The sequence below is a fragment of the Paenibacillus sp. KS1 genome, from assembly GCF_001680695.1.
Taxonomy (GTDB): domain Bacteria; phylum Bacillota; class Bacilli; order Paenibacillales; family Paenibacillaceae; genus Paenibacillus_B; species Paenibacillus_B suaedae.
This window is the reverse complement of sequence record NZ_MAIS01000039.1, coordinates 1-19,635: the sequence shown is the minus strand read 5'-3', so window position 1 is coordinate 19,635 and position 19,635 is coordinate 1. Positions and strand designations below refer to the sequence as shown.

The following is a 19,635-nucleotide window of genomic DNA, read 5'->3' as shown; positions in this document are numbered from 1 at the left end:
CAATCCCTGATTCATTGTATTTTCCAAAATCATCCGTTAGACATTCGATATGAGTTGTATCTAAGTTACGATATTAAATAGGGGGACGTGCCGCGCTGATTAAGATAGTAAAGCGTTTTCCTTTTCCATTTTGTTTCCGTATTTCTTGAATTATTAGTCATAGCAAACTGCTTAATAAAGGTGAATTGCGGCAATTTCCGAAAATATGTATAAAAGAATTGTGTAAATAAAGAAAAGTTGATACAATCAAGTTGAAGTTTATGTACTCAAATATTTTTGAGTTCATTAACTATTAATCATTTATATAGAATGTATTTTCAATCAATCATGTAGCGGTATAAATGCACTTTTAATGTTTTGTAAGCGGTTACTACACTTTGTACCCATGAAGGAGGATCTTCACGTATGGACATCGTAATCGGTACAGCCCTACTATTGCTCGTATTGTCCCTGTTCTCCCTTTTCAGCTTCAAAGCGCCTAACGGCATGAAGGCAATGGGAGCGCTAGCAAATGCGGCAGTTGCCAGTTTTTTGGTAGAAGCATTTCAAAGTTATGTAGGTGGCGATTTGTTCGGCTTCAGTCTTGCCAAGGAGGTTGGGCTCGCATCCGGCAGTATGGGCGGTGTGGCCGCAGCTGCACTGGTAGCGCTTGCAATGGGCGTTTCCCCCGTCTATGCTCTGCTGCTGGGGGCAGCTTGTGCGGGAACAGGATTGCTGCCTGGCTTCATTGCCGGTTATCTCGTATCATTCCTCGTCAAGCTAATCGAGAAGAAAGTCCCGGATGGACTTGATCTCATCGTCTGCATCATCGTTGCTGCACCGCTCGTTAGATTTGTAGCTAACATAGCAACACCAGTAGTCAATGCGACACTGCTTAATATTGGCGGCATCATTACGACGGCAGCTAATGATAATCCAATCGTGATGGGTATCGTGCTTGGTGGAGTCATAACCGTCGTGGCAACCGCACCGCTCAGCTCGATGGCACTTACTGCCATGCTGGGACTTACGGGCTTGCCGATGGCCATCGGAGCCTTGTCCGTCATGGGTTCGTCCTTTATGAACTTCGTCTTTTTCCATCGTATGAAGTTTGGTGACCGCAAAGACACGATTGCGGTGGCGATTGAACCATTAACGCAAGCAGACATCATATCAGCCAATCCGATTCCAGTATATGTAACCAACTTTCTGGGAGGAGCGATGGCTGGGGTCGTCGTGGCTTTGTTCAATCTAACGAATAATGCGACAGGTACAGCAACCCCAATTGCGGGACTCATGGTCATGTACGGCTTCAACGATCCGCTTACGGTAACAATTGCGGCAGCCTTATGCGCCCTTTGCGGCATCACGGCAGGTTTAATCGGCTCACGGATTTTCAAAAACTATAAGATCCGCACGGTAGGTGAGATTCGCGGAACCGTGCCTGCTCCTAAGCCTACAGCCGCAGCGGGCACTGAAGTGGCGTAAACCAGAACAAGATATAACGAAGTTAGTGGCATCAATTATTCATCAATTCTGTGTAAGAGGAGGATTATTATGCCGTTCACATCTGTATTTGATATTATCGGCCCTATCATGATCGGCCCATCCAGCTCACATACGGCAGGAGCCAACCGAATTGGACGCGCAGCCCGCAATCTGTTCGGACGGCTGCCAGAATCCGTCACGGTTACCTTATACGGTTCATTTGCGAAAACGTACAAAGGGCATGGGACAGATATGGCAATCGTAAGCGGAATCCTGGATTTTGACACGTCAGACGAGCGAATTCCGAATGCCCTCAGCATCGCAGAAGAGCAGGGCGTTCGCATTACTTTCGTGACATCAGAGGAGGAGGGCGAACATCCGAATACGGCACGTCTTACGTTGCGGGACAAGCGCGGCGGGATCGAAGTTGTCGGCATTTCAATCGGTGGAGGCAGCATGGAAATCCGCGAAGTCAAACAATTGAATCCAAACCCAGCCGGCAAGACTCCCGCCATGCTGGTTCTGCATGAGGATAAGCAGGGTGCCGTGGCGAATGTAGCCTCGCTGCTTGCGCAGCATCATATTAATATCGGATATATGGCAGTGTCCCGTTCAGGTAAAGGCGAGAGCGCCTTGATGGCCATCGAGCTTGACCAAGCGGTTGATGTGACTGTAATCAATCGCATGCATTCGCTCCCTCATATTAAAGAAATATGGCAAGTGCAAACCTACCAGCGCACGAGCGCGGAAGGAGGACAATCATGTTCCATAGCGTAGCCGAGCTTGTCCGGTTGGCCGAAGAAAAGCAATGTAAAATATCCCGCGTGATGCTGGAGAGAGAAGTAGCGCTTCGGCAGCAGACGGAAGAAGAAATCATGCAGGCGATGGATGCCAATCTGACTGTGATGGAGCAGGCCATCGAAAAAGGCCTAAAAGGAGTCCGGTCTCTCTCGGGCTTAACCGGAGGGGATGCCCTCCTCCTTCATCAATATATTGCCAGCGGCAATGCCTTAGCTGGATCTCTCGTTCTTGACGCAGTCAGCAAGGCCATTGCAACCAACGAAGTAAATGCGGCCATGGGCATTATCTGCGCCAATCCGACCGCAGGTTCGGCGGGTGTTGTTCCAGGGGTTTTGTTCGCCGTCAAGGAGAAGCTGAACCCTACGCGGAAGCAAATGCTCGAATTCCTATTTACGGCAGGAGCCTTTGGATTTGTTATTGCGAACAATGCGTTCATCGCGGGAGCGGCTGGCGGCTGCCAAGCGGAGGTTGGGTCCGCAACGGGAATGGCTGCTGCGGCAGTCGTGGAAATGGCAGGCGGAACGCCGCAGCAATCGGCAGAAGCGATGGCGATTGCACTCAAGAATATGCTGGGATTAGTATGCGACCCGGTTGCAGGACTTGTAGAAGTTCCTTGCGTGAAACGTAACGGTGTCGGTGCTTCATCGGCGGTCGTAGCCGCGGATATGGCTTTAGCCGGCATCAAGAGCAGAATACCGGCCGATGAGGTAATTATGGCCATGTATGAAGTTGGACGTTCCATGCCAAGCTCCTTCCGCGAAACTGCCGAAGGCGGTCTGGCCAACACGCCGACTGGCCGCAAGCTGGAACAGCTCGTGCTGGGCCAATAACGCGAACGCCAAAGTTCCCCTGGACACTTGTTTGGCTTATATGCCATGAGATGGAGTTCAACGTTACGTTCATGTAAGGCAAAGGCAGGCAATCGCCTGCTTTTTTTCTGTCTTCGCATTTTAGTTCAGTTCCCCTATCATTGCATATCGTCGCTTAAGATTGCTTCCAACTTTCATTCAGAATTTGTTCAGCGCCATCGATTAGGATAGGAAGGAAGTCGTTCGTGTGGGTAAAATTCCCAAACAAACGGCTCAAATTTATTTACGGAAAGGAGAGGGAACGATTTGAGGAGGACACTAAGAAGGGCGCAGGCGTCGATATGGGCGCTGCTGCTCATCTTGAACATAGTGCTCCTGCCTGTTACGGCGCATGCGAACGCAGATGGTAACGACTCACAAGGAATTCAATTGCGATTAAGCAGCAGTAAGGACACTGTGCTCACAGGAGCAACCTTTACCTACACAATTGATTACAGTCTATCCAGCACGACAGAGGACTATTCCGATGCGGAAATTGTGCTTCCCTTGCCTGAGGGCATCGTATTCGAGGAAGTGCAGGGATCTGAACATGTCGTAAGCAAACATGAGAATGTGGGCGGCGTGGATAAGGTAACGTTTACATTCAAAAATCCTACCCCATCCGGCGCGACGGGAAAACTGCAGGTGAAGGCACATTTCCCTAACCACACAACGCCTGACGGGACTGCCGGAACGGCAACGGCAACATTCATCCACCATTCCGGAAGCTTGCAGGTTGAATCGAACCCTGTAACAGTTACAGGGAAGGCATCTGCGGATTGGGTTCTTACGAAGGAGCGAATCGTACCTGTTGAAGGTGTGAAGCCGCAGCCAGGAACGGAAGTCGTCTACGAAATTACGCTGAAGGATAACAAGAATCCGGCAGACAAAGACGGCAATCTCAACATTGACCATGTAGTGATTACCGACGTTCTGCCGCCTGAAGCCGAATTCTCCAAGGCAGCCCCCGCGCCTGATTCCATACAGGGTCAGACACTGGCATGGAAGATTGATGCGGAGGAGCTTAATAAGGAGAAAATAACGGATCGTTCCAAAAGCATACTTGTTACGGTTCTGTATCCTAAAGACAAGGTGATTGATCCGAGCACCGGCAACACAAAAGCGGTGGTGAATACGGCCAAAGCATCTTATGAGCCTCTGGGAGATGCGGCCAAGGAACTGACTGCGAAGGCGGAACACGACTTTATCAAGCAGCCTGGCGGAGGAATATGGATATACAAGCAAATCTGGAGCGGTCAGGAGAAGGAATTGTCGGAAGGCCAGGAAGTCAGCTTTTATATTGGCGGAGTAGGGAATGCTGCCAATGTCCCTCTGGATAAAGCCGTCATGACAGATATGACGCCGAAGGGCATGAAATTGCAGTATATCCGCATTCCAGCCTTTGACGGTGCAGATAAAGATGAGTACGAAATTCAGTACACGTCGAAAAGCACACCTGATGAGAGTGACTGGAAACTCTGGAAGGAATTAAAATTCAAGTCACAACACAAGCTGTTGGCAGCAGATCTGAACGCTGACATTCAAGGCATTCGCCTTGTTTTGGGAGATGTACCCGTTGCGTTCCGTCCGCATGATGTTTTAGAACTTCGTTACCAATTGACCTCTTATGATAGTGTCAAACATGATGATTATAAGTATGGCGATTTCCCTCGACTGACAGAAAAGTACCCGAACGATAACTTTACCTATCTGGACAAAAATAACGGCCTTCCTACGAACGAGGAAGCCAAACAGCACCCGAAGCAGTGGAAACAAACAATTAACTATGCAAGCATGGAATACAGCTTCAATGGCGAGAAGACCGAGTATTTGACGGGGGTTAAGGTATTGGCGGTGGATAAGCGTCCGCTGCTGGAAGTGGATAAATCGGTTGTAAGTGGAAAAAGTACTTTCCCAGGAGGTACGGTTACTTATAGGATCGTTGTAACCAATGCCAGTCCGATTGATGTTCCGTTTCGCGACCCGGTTGTAACAGATCTGCTGCTGAAAGAGCTGGAATATGTGCCGGACAGCTTGAAGCTGGAGCCGCTTAATGGCAAGCAGGTGCCTGCTCCTGCGTTCTCAGAGGCCAAGAAGGATAAGCAAGGGCGCGCGCCGATTACATGGGCGTGGGGTACGGAAGGCAGCAACTCCTTGACGCTGCAGAAGGGCGAAGCGCTCACCTTTACCTTCGAAGCGAGAGTGAAGTCGGATACCCCGACGGGCGAAGTTTACAATGAAGTTGAGGTCACATCAGAACGGCACAACTATATTAACGGGTTGACCAACTTCAAGAACCAGCGCTATAAGCAAGAGAACGGCAAGTGGTATGTATACAACGGAGATAAAATTGATGTGAACGGCATCGATAGCTTGATCTCCGAAAAATGGGTTCAAGGGGATTTGGATAACGGGCAATGGTCTAAGTATCCAGATATCGGCAATGTTGCGCCAGGCGGAGAACTTAAGTATAAGATCTCTGTAACGAACCGGGGATCAATTGGCGTTAAAAACCTTTTGATCGTTGATGCGCTTCCGCATATCGGTGATCACGGGGTCATCGACAAATCGCCGCGTGGCAGCAAGTGGACCCCGATTCTGAAGGAGCCGATATCGCCTCCGAACGGTGTAACGGTATATTACAGCATCGATGAAGAGATATCGATGTCAGGCGGCAACTGGGATAAAGAGCCTCCGCAAGATATATCGAAGGTGCGAGCCTTAAAGTTCGAATTCGCTGATGATGTCATACTGGCTCCTGGCCAATCCAAGGAATTGACATGGACAATGCGTGCGCCTGTTGACACGCCTGCAAGCGACGATCAGATCGCATGGAATTCCTTCGGATACACCGCGACTCCGGTCATTAGCGATAAGGCTATGCTCCCGGCAGAGCCGCTCAAGGTCGGCATTAAGATAAAGGGCGATCCAAAGGGAGAGATTGGGGATTACGTCTGGTACGATGAAAATGGCAATGGGATTCAGGATGAAGCACCGGATCATGGTGTTAACGGCGTTCGCGTCGACCTGCATCGCGAGAGTGACGGCAAGGTAATACAAAGCACTGTAACTGGCAATAATCACGAAAGTCAGCCAGGATACTATCTGTTTACTGGCTTGGATGCGGGCAAATACTACGTTACGTTCCACTTGCCGGAAGGCTATGATGCATTTACGGTGAAAGATGCAATAACGAATCCAGGGAAGAACTCCAAGGCGAATGTGGAAGGCAGAACAGACATCATTACACTGGAGCAGGGCGGCAAAAACCATAACATTGACGCAGGTCTAATTAAGAAGGATATTCCATCTATTCCGGGCAAGGGAGCCATCGGCAAATATGTATGGATCGACACGAACGGCAATGGGATTCAGGATGAGAATGGTACTGGATTAAATGGGGTTGTGGTCGAATTATATAACCACAATAATGAGAAGCTGACTACGACGGTCACTCATTCCGTGTATTACAGCTCGGTGACAAATTCGGTCTATGATCCGACTGTCACGGGATCGGTCTACGATCCTGCCGTGACCGATTACGTGTATCAATCTGGTTACTACTTATTTAATGATTTGGATCTCAGTACTTATAAGATTCGATTCATTGCCCCACAGGGGTATTCGTTCACGAAACGGTATCAGGGAGATGATCGCGCACTCGATTCTGATGCGGATCTGAATGGCTGGTCAGACAACATCGTACTTACGGCGGAACGACCACGGGATCTAACGATTGATGCGGGACTTATTGTAAGAACGGTCAATCCAGATCCGGAACCGGGAACGGGCGGATCTACTAATCCTGGAGGTGGCGGTTCTACAAATCCTGGAACGCCTGTAGAGCCAGGCAAACCGGGCGATCAGGAACGGCCGACGATTCCAGGTACAATCGTAGAAACCAAACCTGGGAATCCAGATGGCGATACGAATCCCGAACCAGGCGAAGCGACAGAGCCGGATAGCGATACGAAGCCAGATAAGGGTCAAGGTACTGATAAAGAGCCAGCTGAAGGAACGAATGAGGATGAAGCGGACGGTACCGATTTGGGTGGGAAGCAGGACGTTGATCGGCAGCCGAACCGCCCGAACGTCTTGCCTCAGACTGGTGAGCAAGCGCCGATTGAACCAATCATCGGTATGTTCTTGTGCGTCGCTGCTGTCATCATGTGGAGATTAAGCAAAAGAGGGGCAGCAGATCGTTAACGAATCAGCCGTCGAGGAGTAAAGCTCCTTGACGGCTTTTGTTTGTGCATTGACGCCAAACGTGCGTACAAATTTTCAAAATCATGCGATAAAAAAAGTTGCTTTGTATTCAAATTTGAATATAATGAATTATGTTCGTGTTATTCAAATTTGAATATAGAGGTGGTAAGGATGGGTTCTTCTTCTCGTGCTCGCATAACGGTTATTGGTCTTCTGCTCGGGCTGTTGATTGTGTCGCTGGATCAGACGATACTATCGACAGCCGTGCCGACGATTGTTGCGAAGCTTGGCGGCTTCGAACAGTATGTATGGTTGTTCTCGGCTTATCTGATTGCAAGCGTGGCGTGTATGCCGTTGTTCGGCAAGTTATCTGATATGTACGGACGCAAGCGATTCTTTATGCTCGGGATCATCGTATTTATGGTAGGCTCGGCACTATGTGGAATGGCCGGTTCGATGCAGGAATTAATTTGGTATCGTGCGATTCAAGGTATTGGCGGCGGTGTACTTATGCCCGTTGTATTTACGATTCTGTTCGATATATTTCCAGAGGGAAAACGAGCTAAGATGACAGGAATGTTCGGGGCAGTATTTGGTCTATCCAGTGTGTTTGGGCCCATGGCTGGAGCTTTTTTCTCCGATCACCTGCACTGGCGCTGGATCTTCTACGTGAATCTTCCATTAGGATTGATTGCGCTTCTACTTGTTATGCTTGGCTATCAGGAGACACTAAGCTTCAAGAAGCAGCAGATTGATTGGCTGGGAACATTCACGCTGGTTGCTGCAATATTGTGCTTCATGTTCGGATTGGAGATGGGGGGCAAGGATTATGCCTGGTCTTCCCTAACGATCATCTCGCTATTTACAGGGGCACTCCTTATGCTTGTTCTATTTATCATTGTTGAGATGAAGGTGGCAGAGCCAGTCGTCCCGCTTGGTTTGTTCAAGAGTAAGCTGTTTACCGCGAGCATGGGGGCAGGGCTGCTAATTGGAATGCTGTTGATGGCAGGAGCGACTTTCATTCCGTTATTCATTCAAGGAGTTGTGGGCGGATCCGCAACGAATGCCAGTACAGTACTGACGCCAATGATGCTGGCACTCGTATGCAGCACCGTTACAGCAGGATTTCTGCTTAGAAAGATCTCGTTTCGCAATATTATGCTCATCTCGGGAACATTGCTGCTGCTGTCTGTTGTGCTTTTATCACAGGTAACGCCTGACACCTCCATGTCTACGATGGTTGTATATATGATTATGATGGGCTTGGGGATAGGTGCCTCCTTCCCCGTTACCTCGATCGCGGCACAGCATAAGGTGGATTATCAGCAGCGGGGCACAGTCAATTCGCTAGTGCGGTTCTTCCAAACACTTGGCAATACGCTCGGAATCAGTATATTAGGGAGTATTCAGACCTCTTATTTACGTGATCGCTTCGGCGATGTGCTGACTGATCCAAGGCTTGTGGAGCAGCTTGGCAATCCGCAGGTACTGCTGCAGGATCAAGTGCGTTCATCCATTCCGAAACCAATTTTGAAACAGTTGACCCGTGTGCTGTCTGATTCCATTGCCCATGTTTATGCGTGGTCCATTCCGATCGCGGTGCTTTCCCTTTTGTTCATTTTGCTTATGGGACGTGTTACAATGATGTCTAAACACTCTCATGGGAGTGCGGCAGCCGCAGAGCAAGGTGGAGAACCTGCGTGATTGCGAATGGCTGTCGTTTCATGAAGGAAGAGGTGGAAGACATGTCGATGAAGCTGGCCATACTTGGTTTGCTTATGGAGCAAGATCGCCATCCTTATGAGATGAGTCAGGCTATGAAAGAACGCGAAATGCATAATTATATGAAAATTCAATACGGGTCGCTGTATTATGCCATTGACCAGTTAAACAAAGGCGAATTTATAGAAAAGGCTGAATTCGTTAGCGGTGGTTCTCGCCCGGATAAGACGATCTATCGCATTACAGAGAAGGGGAAGCAAGAGCTCGAAGAACTGCTCATTGAAGAGATGAAGAAAATGCCGCATTTGAATCATCCCTTTTATGCGGCCCTGTCCTTTGTCAAGTATGCGGATCAGGCAATAGTTATGGAGATTATTCAGAATCGCATTTCTTTCTATGAGCAGGAAGCAGAACGAATGTGGGCCCTGTATGAAGAGCATATTTCATATGCCCCTCGTTCCGTGCTTCATATGCTGTATGGAGGCTATAAATATACAGTAACGGAATTGAATTGGCTGAAAAGCCTTCACGAGGATGCGCTGGCTGGCAAATTAGGCAGTAAAGGCGAACCCTTGCCAGTACAGAAGCTGCATTAATGGAAGTTGTCGAAAGAACGTCTCGGAATGTCGGGGATGTTCTTTTTTTGTTGAATATGAATAAAAGCGAAATGAGCAGGACATCCTTCCCACTAAGGGAGGGGTAACCATATGTTTACAATATCGACTACAAGTTCGGAACGGAAGGGAAACATGACATCAAGATCGGATAAGCGCGCTATCGTATTCACAAGGTTGTCGTTAGGTATTGCTGGAGCGGTGCTGTATGTAGCAGCGGGTATGCTTATAGCTCCAATGACTGTCCAAGCGTGGTCAACAGAAGCGGGTGCATATCAACAAGGGACGTTAACACAAGCATCGTTGTCCACTCATGCTTCCTCACAGGTGCAGCAAACGCAGAAATTGACCTGGACCTCGAACGCCGCATCTGAAACACTGCCGCTCGTGTATGTACAGCCTTTGCCGACGGTAAAAGGGCAGAAGGTGAAGGAAGAGCAGGAACGTCCACATGTTGCGGTTGCAGCGGCCAAATTGACATTCACAGCTGCTGAGCTTGCTCCTCAGCAGGAGCGCATCATTCGATCGGTAAAGGTAGTTGCTACTGGCTATACGGCAGGAGCTGAATCAACTGGCAAGGAGCCGGGGCATCCAGAGTACGGGATTACTTATTCCGGTGTTAAAGTGCGTCGAGACTATGTGTCCACGATCGCAGCGGATTTATCCGTATTTCCATTAGGAAGCATCCTCTATATTCCGGGATATGGATATGGGATTGTAACGGATATTGGTGCCAAAATTAAGGGCAAGAAGCTTGATCTATTCTTCCATACAACGAAGCAAGTATACGGACAGTGGGGCAAGAAAGAAGTGGAAGTCAAGCTTATTAAACGCGGTAATGGAAAAGTATCGGAACAAATGCTGGACGATTTGAATGCAGCTGTCTTTAAAAATAAAGGGATTCCGGAGTCCATGCTCTAATTGGGGCTTTGAATCATGATGAGCGCTAGGGGTGTGCATTCGAATAATCGAGTGCTGCGCTAAGCATAATATCTCCTGTAGGAACGCAAGTTTCTGAATTTGACCCGCCTAAGCGCGGCGATGCAGGAGGTGAATGGAAATGCCGAAGAACAACAAAGCGAACCGCATGCAGCCTGCTAATGCGAAGTACACTTCTGGTGAGTTTGCAGCCCAAAGCAACGCTGCTGACATTGAGTTTGGCCAAGAGGTTGCTCCTACAGCAGGTGCTGTAAAAGGAACAGAAAAAGGCGTCGTGCAAAAAGTGCAGGAAGCTGATCAACAACAATAATACACCAAGATGCGGTGGCGAGTTATAGACTTAGCCAGGTATCGTAACGAATGGCTGCCCCTTGCTTGGGCAGCCATTTTCATTTCATTGCGGAAGTGAAAAATGAGATAGTAATTCATTTCCAGTTCCTCGGTCCCGAGACTGAGACGAACTTCCTTCCTCCGTCGCTGGTAGATGGACATGATTTCTCTTACAATTACTACATAATGAATGAAATGACTGTAGAGAAATGGAGGGAACCGTATGAATAATCAGCGTGGCAGATGGTCGGGAGGGTTGTTTCTAATCGCGATCGGCGCTTTCTTCATGCTTAACCAACTTGGTTATATTGATATGGATCTTGGGGAATTGATACGCACATTCTGGCCGGTGATCCTTATCTTAACGGGATTTAATGCGCTTATACAGGGGGCGTTCTGGGGGCTTATCCTTCTAGCCATCGGTGGCTACTTCCAGTTATCGAATTTAGGAGTTCTGACGGTGGATATTGGTTCAGCTATGAGGATGCTCGTTCCATTTATCCTCATTATGGTCGGTGTAGGGATGTTGATTCGTCCGCGAAAAAATCGGCATAGAGATAAGTATCGTGATCGTAAGCGTTGGGACGAAGGGTACTGGCATGAACATGGTGGACAACATGATCGACCGTATAGTGAACCGCGTCCACTAGATGATGACTTTGATCAGTCCTTTAATAAGCATTTTAATAAAGACGGTGTATCCGATGTTCCTCCGCCTCCGGGATATGATGAGACTGGTTCGGCAGTAGGCGGGGATAGCGACAGACGCTATAAAGAACCGTTTGGACGCAATCAAAGCCAATCATCTGATTATGATCCATTTTCGTATAAGGGATCAGTACCACCGCCACCACCGCCGCCTCCGCCAATGGGCTCGGGATCGAAGTTCGACACGGTGAACAAGTCAGGCTTTATCGGTGATATTCATTTAGGCTCTGATTATTGGGAATTGAAGCCGATGAACATCTCGCATTTCATTGGTGACACTGTAATCGACTTGACGAAGGCGCAGGTATCGTATGGCGAGACGAAGATCAATGTTTCTTCTTTTATAGGAGATGTGAAAGTATATGTTCCGAATGATATGGATCTTGGTGTAGTGGTAAGTTCAAGCTCCTTCCTTGGCGATGTGAGAGTATTCAATCAGGAGAAGGAAGGGTTCATGAATAATCTGCAAGTGGAGACTCCCTATTATTATGAAGCAGGCAAGAAAGTGAAAATCTCCGTCAGTACCTTCATAGGGGATGTAAAGGTCATGAAAGTGGGGTAGTGCAATCATGGTGTCACGCTGGTTTCGCAGCACGAAGAGTGTCAAGTGGGAGCTGCTTCTCACCTTTGTGATTTCAGGCTGTATTATCATGAGTGTGTTCTGGATTGGCTTCGTCTATGGAGGTTCCTGGTATAGTGGGATGAACTGGTGGCTGTTCGGTATTGTGACGGTCATCATCGTATCGGTCATTATGGGTTATGTCGCAGGCGTGCGCCTTCAGCGCCGCCTGGACGTGCTTCACGATAGTATGATGCAGGTGATGAAGGGCAATTGGTCAGAGCGGATTCCGCTTGGCGATGAAGAGTCATTTGCTCGCTTGTATGAAGACTTCAATACGATGGTAAGCGGGATGGAACAGAAGCTTCGTATCTTGCAGAAGATGTCCGAGCAGCAAGTGATGGATCGGGAGCGGGAATGCGAAGCTGTTGTATTGGAGGAACGAAGACGTCTAGCAAGAGATTTGCATGATACGGTTAGTCAGCAGTTATTTGCACTTCATATGGCTTCCTCTTCCTTGACGAAGGTCATGGACATGGATATGGATCGGGCGAAGAAGGTGGTTGGCCATCTTGTTGAGATGTCCCATACCGCACAGCGCCAAATGCGCGGCTTAATTGCACAGCTTCGGCCGCTTGAGCTTGACGGCAAGACATTGCAAGAAGCGTTGGGCCGCTGGTTCCCTGACTATTGCCGGCAGAATGGCTTGCAAGGTAAGATTGACATTGAACTAAATTGTGAATTGTCGGAAGCCAAAGAGCATCAGTGCTTCTTAATGATTCAGGAAGCCATGGCCAATGTAGTCAAACACGCGAAGGCGACGAAGGTTACCTTGACTCTGCAGGAGACGCCGAATCAGATTATTCTTGCTGTGGCAGATGATGGCCAAGGGTTCGATCTTCAGAGTGCGTCATTCAAGGCAGGGAGCTATGGACTGACGACGATGCGAGAACGGGTGGATAAGCTTGGCGGTCACATGGATCTCATAAGCCGTCCGGGAGCGGGAACGACGATACGCGTACATATCCCTCGATTTGAAGAAATAGAAGAGCAGTCAAATGACGGAGGTCATTCCAATACAGAAATGTGTGAGTAACGGAGAACGGACGGGAGGCGAATCTGTTGGGGGATAAGACATCGGTATTTCTTGTGGACGATCATGAAATGGTGCGGCTAGGTCTTCAAACTTACTTAATGCTCGATCCGGAGATTGAAGTTATTGGTGAGGCTAGTGGTGGTAGAGAAGCGATTGCTGCCATACAAGCGATGGCTAGTCGGAATGAGCCATTGCCTGATTTAATCCTTATGGACTTGATGATGCCTGACTTGAACGGGGTAGAGACGACAAGAGAGCTTATCGCACAGTTTCCGAATTTGCGAATTGTCATGCTGACCAGCTTCATGGAAGATGAGCAGGTTGTCGAAGCGATACAGGCGGGGGCAGTCAGTTACGTGCTCAAGACGGTGTCGGCTGAAGAACTGGTATACGCGATTCGTGGCGCGCTGCAGGGCAGACCGGTCATGAGCGGTGAAGTATCGCAGGCATTGACCCGTGGACTGCGCAAGCGCGCAGCACAGCCGGATGACGAGGGACTGACGGAGCGGGAGAAGGAAGTGCTGCTGCTTATTGCTGATGGCAAGACGAACAAGGATATTGCAGATGAGCTCCATATCAGCATCAAGACGGTTAAGACACATGTATCGAACCTACTTATGAAGTGTGAGCTGCAGGATCGTACACAGCTTGCGGTATTCGCTCATCGTAAAGGGTGGGTTAAAAACGAATAATTTCGTCTATCCTGTAAATAGACGCAGTTGTGAACGTGATGCTTCAGTTGTCTAGGCATATGATATTCTAGGTCTAGACACTAACAGATTTAAACTGTGCTGTTTATTGCGTCGACAGGAATTGCAGAACAGGCCGAAGGGCCTGTTTTTTTGTCGAACTTTTGTATTATCATCTTTTATGGTGTTTTATATTGTTTTTAAGCTAGGATTAAGGTTTATCGTCCATTATATAAACATATCATTACGATACTTCATTTGATACGAGTACATTAGGAGGTAGGCAAAATGGACGAACAAAAACGCAATTTATTTCGTGCATCCGACAAGGATTCTCATACATCATCATCAGACGACAGCGCTGCTCGACAAGAGCGCGATGGCAGCCTGAGTGAGGAACAGGAACTGGGCAAGCAAAATGAACGTTACTATTACGCCTACGGCCCTTATCAATCTGTAAAACAAGAAGAACCTTCGAGAACCACAACTTCGACAGATCCAACTGGACGTATGAATGATGTGCAGGTAACGCCGCCGAATCCGGTTAAGCCGCTTCCGTTCTCCAGCGCTACGCAGCAGGGAGGGGCTCAAGCGAGTGGATATACGGCTCCGAATATGCGTGGTGACGGAGGAGGCCAATCTGCTCCACCGCAAGGTGATTGGAACTTCAAGGATTCGAAGCGCAAGAGAGGAACTTCTTTCAAGGCAATATTTGCTTCCTTCATGGCAGGAGCACTCGTCATTACGGCGCTTATGATTACGGCTGATAAGACGAACTTGTTTACAGGAGGAACAGCGCTTGCTGGCGAGGGGGCTGGAAGCAGTGCGGCAGGTGCGAATGCGGTGCAGACCAATGGGCCTGGAACGACGCTGCCGAACGGCTCGAACAGTGTAGCGGATGTATTTAAGAAGGCTAGTCCTGCTGTCGTGAAGATCGAGACATTCGCAACGACAAGAGGGCAAAGCGGTGGTGGCAGCAATCCGTGGATGGATGACCCGTTCTTCCGCCAATTCTTCGGAGACGGCTATGGGAATGACAATTCCCGCCAGGATGTGAAGCCGAAGCTGCAGCCTCTTGGAATCGGTACAGGGTTCATTTTTGATAAAGACGGTTATATATTGACGAATCAGCACGTGATTGAAGGTGCGGAGGCGATTCAGGTACAGGTGGAAGGAAACAAGGAGCCGATTAAGGCAGAACTGCTTGGACATAGCAAAGACTTGGATTTGGCTGTACTGAAGATTGAAAGCAAGGGAGATCTTCCTACTGTTAGCCTTGGCAATTCTGATGCAACTCAAATCGGAGACTGGCTTGTTGCAATCGGCAACCCGTCTGGATTCGATCATACGGTTACTGTTGGTGTACTTAGTGCACGCGAACGCAAAATCAATGTTGACGATAACGGCAGCGCTCGTGAATACCAACACTTGCTTCAGACAGATGCATCGATCAACCCTGGTAACTCTGGCGGTCCGTTGTTGAACATGCAGGGCGAAGTTATCGGCATGAATGTAGCGGTAAGTCGCCAGGCGCAAGGAATTGGATTCGCGATTCCATCGAATGTGATGAGTAAGGTTGTCGAGGATTTGAAGAATAAACGCGAGATTGCGAAGGAGCCTCTGCCGTTTATCGGTGCAACACTCATTACGATGACAGATGATATTGCAGACCGATTAGGTATGAATCTAATTAAGGGGTCTCTCGTGAGCGAAGTGTTGTTCGGTACCCCTTCTTATGAGGCAGATTTGCGCGCATATGATATCATTACCGGTATGGATGGGACTAAATATACAACCAAGGAAGAGCTAATTGAACAGATTAGCAAGAAGAAGGTTGGCGATACCGTTAAGCTTCAAGTCGTACGCAATGGCAAGTCGATTGATGTGAGTGTGAAGATTGGCGATAAGAACAAATTCACGAAACAATTGCAGCAATAAGGGGAAGGGAGTGCGTCACGACATGAGCAATGGCACTTGAAGGACGTATCCCCCTAAGTATAAAGATAGGAAGCACAGAATGGCTTATGCGATTTCTGGCTTCCTTTTCGCTTTAATGGCAGAATAACAAATGATTTGCATATTTGATGGAAATCGGAAAAAGGGGATGAGTATGATGCGATCAACGATACTGGTAATTGACGATGATGAGAAAATTACCTCCATGCTTCGAAGGGGTTTGGTGTTCGAAGGGTACGAGGTGCGTACGGCTTCGAATGGATCGGAAGGGCTGCGGGACATGATGCTGCATGAACCAGACATGGTCATATTGGACGTCATGATGCCCGAAGTTGATGGATGGGAAGTATGCCGCCGCATGCGAGAAGGGGGCAGCAGTGTGCCTGTGCTCATGCTGACGGCTAAGGATGAGGTGCAGGATCGCGTGAAAGGGCTTGATAACGGGGCGGATGATTACTTGGTCAAGCCGTTTGCACTTGAAGAGCTGCTTGCACGTGTTCGTGCCCTGTTGCGGCGTCGCAGTGATAGTGAAGGGGGATCGCATCGCCTAATATTCGAGGATATTGTGCTGGACTTACATACACGTGAAGTACAGCGGGACGGCAAGGCGATCGAGCTTACTGCGAAGGAATTTGAACTGCTCCATCTATTCATGCAGAACCCGAAGCGGGTACTGCCGCGCGATATGATTATGGAGAAGATATGGGGATATGATTACAGCGGTGAATCCAATGTGTTGGAAGTATATATTGCCATGCTTCGTCAGAAGACAGAGGAGCATGGAGGCAAACGCATCATATTAACGATCCGTGGGACGGGCTATGTATTGAGAGGGGACAGTTAGATCGATGTCAATTCGATTGCGGCTTACAGTCTGGTATTCGGCTTTGCTTGCCTTTACCTTATTTTTGTTCGGGATTGCGATTTATACATTTGTCGACTACAACATCTATAAAGATATTAAGACCCGCATTTCCAACCAGATGGATCAATTGTATATCCTCCCCTCTATCGATTGGGAACGTTCCCAGCTGAATTGGGATGTTCAGCAGTCTAATAGGTTAAATAATGAGGAAGTGTTTTTTCAGACGATTAACTTCAGTTCAGGCAAGCTAATTCGTTCTGATAACTTGAAGTCCCTCAATCTGAAGCTGCCTGTTCCGTCGAATCCAAGCCAAATTAAAGCAGGCATCCGTAAGGTTGAAGTGCAATCGTTTCAATTTCTCGTGTATGAGAAGCTGCTGAAGCTGGAGAACAATGATACGATCATCGGAGCTGTACAGGTCGCTGCCTTTACCGGACATGAGGCTCGATTTATGCGTGAACTAAGGAGTATTCTCGTTGTTGCGTCTATGGTTACCGTCGTATTGGCGTTCTCACTAGGGCTCTTCTTGGCGCAGAAATCATTACGTCCGATTGAGAACATTATTAAAGCGACAGACCGGGTTCAGAAGGGTGCGGATCTCAGTGTAAGAATTCCGCGTGTCGGGCCGCCGGATGATGAGGTTGGTCAATTGACTGACCGTATTAACAGCATGCTTGGGCGAATGGAAGCCTTCTACAATGAGCTTGACGAGGCATACCGGGCACAGCGCAGATTCGTATCTGATGCATCGCATGAACTGCGCACTCCGCTGACTACGATTCGGGGAAATGTTGATCTGCTTGAGAAGATGTGGCTGCAAGAAAGCGGGACACTGGCGTTAACAGAAGTAGACAAGCAGCAAATGTCTATGGAGGCGTTAAGCGACATAGCAGATGAATCGCGTCGAATGAGCAGGCTCATCAATGATATGCTGTCACTGGCTCGCGCGGATGCCGGTTATGTGATGGAGAAGTCGATGATTGAATTGAAGTCGCTCGTGGAGGAAGTTGTGCGAAGAGCGCAATTCTTGCCGCGCAAGGCCGAATGGATTCTAGGAGATATAGCAGCAATCGAACAGAAAGTGGTATACGGCAACAAAGATTATTTGCAGCAGATGCTGTTCATCTTCATCGAGAATGCATTCAAATACACGGATGGCGGATTTGTGCGCCTGGATGCGATTATTCAGGACGAGCAAATTGGCTTGAAGGTGCAAGATACGGGAATGGGCATGAATCAGAAGGAAGTTCCGTATATCTTTGAGCGATTCTATCGTGCTGACGTATCGCGCGGCGTTACTTCCGGAACGGGGCTCGGTCTGTCGATTGCGAAATGGATCATTGATGAGCACCGCGGTTCTGTGGAAGTAGTCACGAAGCCAAATGAGGGGACGACGTTCATTATCTGGCTGCCGCTTGCTTCGGTCGACGAATGCGAGGAAGTTCCGGTATAATGAAGATGCCGGATGCTAGTGGTGCAGTTTCATTGCAGCTCTTATAGCAGACGAAGCAATTGGAAGGGAAGCAGGTGTACATGTGGAAGTAATGAAAATAACACCGCGAGGTTATTGCTATGGTGTTGTTGATGCAATGGTCATTGCACAGCAAACTGCACGCAATCTGGATTTACCGCGGCCTATCTATATATTGGGCATGATTGTTCACAACAGTCATGTAACGAACGCATTCGAGGATGAGGGCATTATTACGCTTGATGGCCCGAACCGGATGGAAATCCTGGATCAAGTGGAGTCAGGAACGATTATATTCACGGCGCATGGTGTATCGCCAGAGGTTCGCCGCAAGGCGCGTGAGAAGGGGCTTACGACTGTCGATGCTACTTGCCCGGATGTAACGCGTACGCATGATCTCATTCGCGAGAAGACGGCGGAAGGTTACGAAGTTATTTACATCGGGAAGAAAGGGCATCCAGAGCCTGAAGGGGCAATCGGTGTCGCGCCGGACAGCGTTCATTTGATTGAGCGGGAAGAAGAAGTTCAGTCGCTTCAACTGGCGACAGACAAGATCATTATTACGAACCAGACGACGATGAGCCAATGGGACATTAAGCATATTATGAATCGATTGGTTGAGAAATTTCCATCAGCCGAAATCCATAACGAAATTTGCATGGCGACACAGGTTCGTCAAGCGGCAGTGGCGGAGCAAGCGGGAGAATGTGATCTCGTTATCGTTGTCGGCGACCCGCGCAGCAATAACTCGAACCGTCTTGCTCAGGTGTCAGAGGAGATTGCCGGTACGACGGCGTACCGCATTGGAGACTTGTCTGAGCTGGATGTGGAATGGCTGCGAGGCGTTAAGAAGGTTGGGGTAACCTCCGGCGCTTCGACGCCGACGCCAATTACGAAGGAAGTCATTGCGTTCTTGGAACAGTTCGACGAGGCGGATCCAGAGACATGGGAGAAGACGCGGACGGTAAATATGAAGAAGCTGCTTCCTCCTGTTCGAACGAAGTCGAAATCGTGAAGAAGCGGGCTTCGGTCCAAAGTAATGTAACTTCATTTTATGAAGTGCTGCATGTGCAATATGTATAGGAAAATGTGAGTGGCTCCTTCAAAGGAACTTAAATGCTAAGTTCCTTTGGGGGAGTTTTTTTATTTTTTTCATGAAATCATTGGAAGCCTGTCACAAAATGGAACGGTAAGATTGTTATACATATGTGAATACATACTCATAATTGTACGAAGAAGGAGAATCATCCAATGAAAACAACGATGAAATTAGTAATTGCTACATTAAGCGGCATCCTGATGTTCGGTTCTATGAGCTTCACAGTTCAGGCGGATCCATCCCAGACAGCGAGTGACACTGCGGC

15 protein-coding genes are annotated in these 19,635 nt (G+C 48.4%); all 15 read left to right on the top strand.

All coding sequences use genetic code 11. The annotated features are described in order from the left end of the window. The first annotated feature begins 405 nt into the window (after positions 1 to 405). Positions 406 to 1,467: a PTS sugar transporter subunit IIC gene (locus BBG47_RS14555; RefSeq protein WP_065292289.1), complete on the top strand. Its 1,062-nt coding sequence runs from the start codon at positions 406 to 408 to the stop codon at positions 1,465 to 1,467. Positions 1,468 to 1,536: 69 nt separating this feature from the next. Next, a complete protein-coding gene (sdaAB, locus tag BBG47_RS14550; RefSeq protein ID WP_065292288.1) occupies positions 1,537 to 2,244 on the top strand; it encodes an L-serine ammonia-lyase, iron-sulfur-dependent subunit beta in 708 nt (235 codons plus the stop codon). Further along, a complete protein-coding gene (gene sdaAA, locus BBG47_RS14545; protein WP_065292287.1) occupies positions 2,229 to 3,098 on the top strand; it encodes an L-serine ammonia-lyase, iron-sulfur-dependent, subunit alpha in 870 nt (289 codons plus the stop codon). Before sdaAB ends, sdaAA begins: the two co-directional genes overlap by 16 nt. A 285-nt stretch (positions 3,099 to 3,383) precedes the next feature. Continuing rightward, the gene (locus tag BBG47_RS14540; protein ID WP_065292286.1) at positions 3,384 to 7,322 is read left to right on the top strand and encodes an SdrD B-like domain-containing protein; all 3,939 of its coding nucleotides are present in this window, start codon (positions 3,384 to 3,386) and stop codon (positions 7,320 to 7,322) included. Between the two features lie 171 nt (positions 7,323 to 7,493). Continuing rightward, a complete protein-coding gene (locus tag BBG47_RS14535) occupies positions 7,494 to 9,026 on the top strand; it encodes an MDR family MFS transporter (RefSeq protein ID WP_065292285.1) in 1,533 nt (510 codons plus the stop codon). Beyond that, on the top strand, positions 9,023 to 9,640 hold the full coding sequence (locus tag BBG47_RS14530; RefSeq protein ID WP_251483721.1) for a PadR family transcriptional regulator: 618 nt from the start codon (positions 9,023 to 9,025) through the stop codon (positions 9,638 to 9,640). Before BBG47_RS14535 ends, BBG47_RS14530 begins: the two co-directional genes overlap by 4 nt. A 111-nt stretch (positions 9,641 to 9,751) precedes the next feature. Next, the gene (locus BBG47_RS14525) at positions 9,752 to 10,579 is read left to right on the top strand and encodes a 3D domain-containing protein (RefSeq protein ID WP_065292284.1); all 828 of its coding nucleotides are present in this window, start codon (positions 9,752 to 9,754) and stop codon (positions 10,577 to 10,579) included. Positions 10,580 to 10,718: 139 nt separating this feature from the next. Next, the gene (locus BBG47_RS14520; RefSeq protein ID WP_065292283.1) at positions 10,719 to 10,907 is read left to right on the top strand and encodes a hypothetical protein; all 189 of its coding nucleotides are present in this window, start codon (positions 10,719 to 10,721) and stop codon (positions 10,905 to 10,907) included. A gap of 243 nt (positions 10,908 to 11,150) precedes the next feature. Further along, a complete protein-coding gene (gene liaF, locus BBG47_RS14510) occupies positions 11,151 to 12,197 on the top strand; it encodes a cell wall-active antibiotics response protein LiaF (RefSeq protein WP_065292281.1) in 1,047 nt (348 codons plus the stop codon). 7 nt (positions 12,198 to 12,204) lie between these two features. After that, positions 12,205 to 13,290 carry a HAMP domain-containing sensor histidine kinase gene (locus BBG47_RS14505; RefSeq protein ID WP_065292280.1) on the top strand — a complete coding sequence of 362 codons (1,086 nt, stop codon included), beginning with the start codon at positions 12,205 to 12,207 and terminating at the stop codon, positions 13,288 to 13,290. Positions 13,291 to 13,316: 26 nt separating this feature from the next. Continuing rightward, complete coding sequence (locus tag BBG47_RS14500; RefSeq protein WP_021254001.1) at positions 13,317 to 13,982, top strand: response regulator; 666 nt, start codon at positions 13,317 to 13,319, stop codon at positions 13,980 to 13,982. 285 nt (positions 13,983 to 14,267) lie between these two features. After that, positions 14,268 to 15,917: a S1C family serine protease gene (locus BBG47_RS14495; RefSeq protein ID WP_065292279.1), complete on the top strand. Its 1,650-nt coding sequence runs from the start codon at positions 14,268 to 14,270 to the stop codon at positions 15,915 to 15,917. 175 nt (positions 15,918 to 16,092) lie between these two features. Continuing rightward, on the top strand, positions 16,093 to 16,779 hold the full coding sequence (locus BBG47_RS14490; RefSeq protein ID WP_065292278.1) for a response regulator transcription factor: 687 nt from the start codon (positions 16,093 to 16,095) through the stop codon (positions 16,777 to 16,779). A gap of 4 nt (positions 16,780 to 16,783) precedes the next feature. Continuing rightward, the gene (locus BBG47_RS14485; RefSeq protein ID WP_028531874.1) at positions 16,784 to 18,253 is read left to right on the top strand and encodes a sensor histidine kinase; all 1,470 of its coding nucleotides are present in this window, start codon (positions 16,784 to 16,786) and stop codon (positions 18,251 to 18,253) included. A gap of 82 nt (positions 18,254 to 18,335) precedes the next feature. After that, entirely contained in the window at positions 18,336 to 19,286 is a 951-nt protein-coding gene (locus BBG47_RS14480) for a 4-hydroxy-3-methylbut-2-enyl diphosphate reductase (RefSeq protein ID WP_021253997.1), read from the top strand. Positions 19,287 to 19,635: the final 349 nt, after the last annotated feature.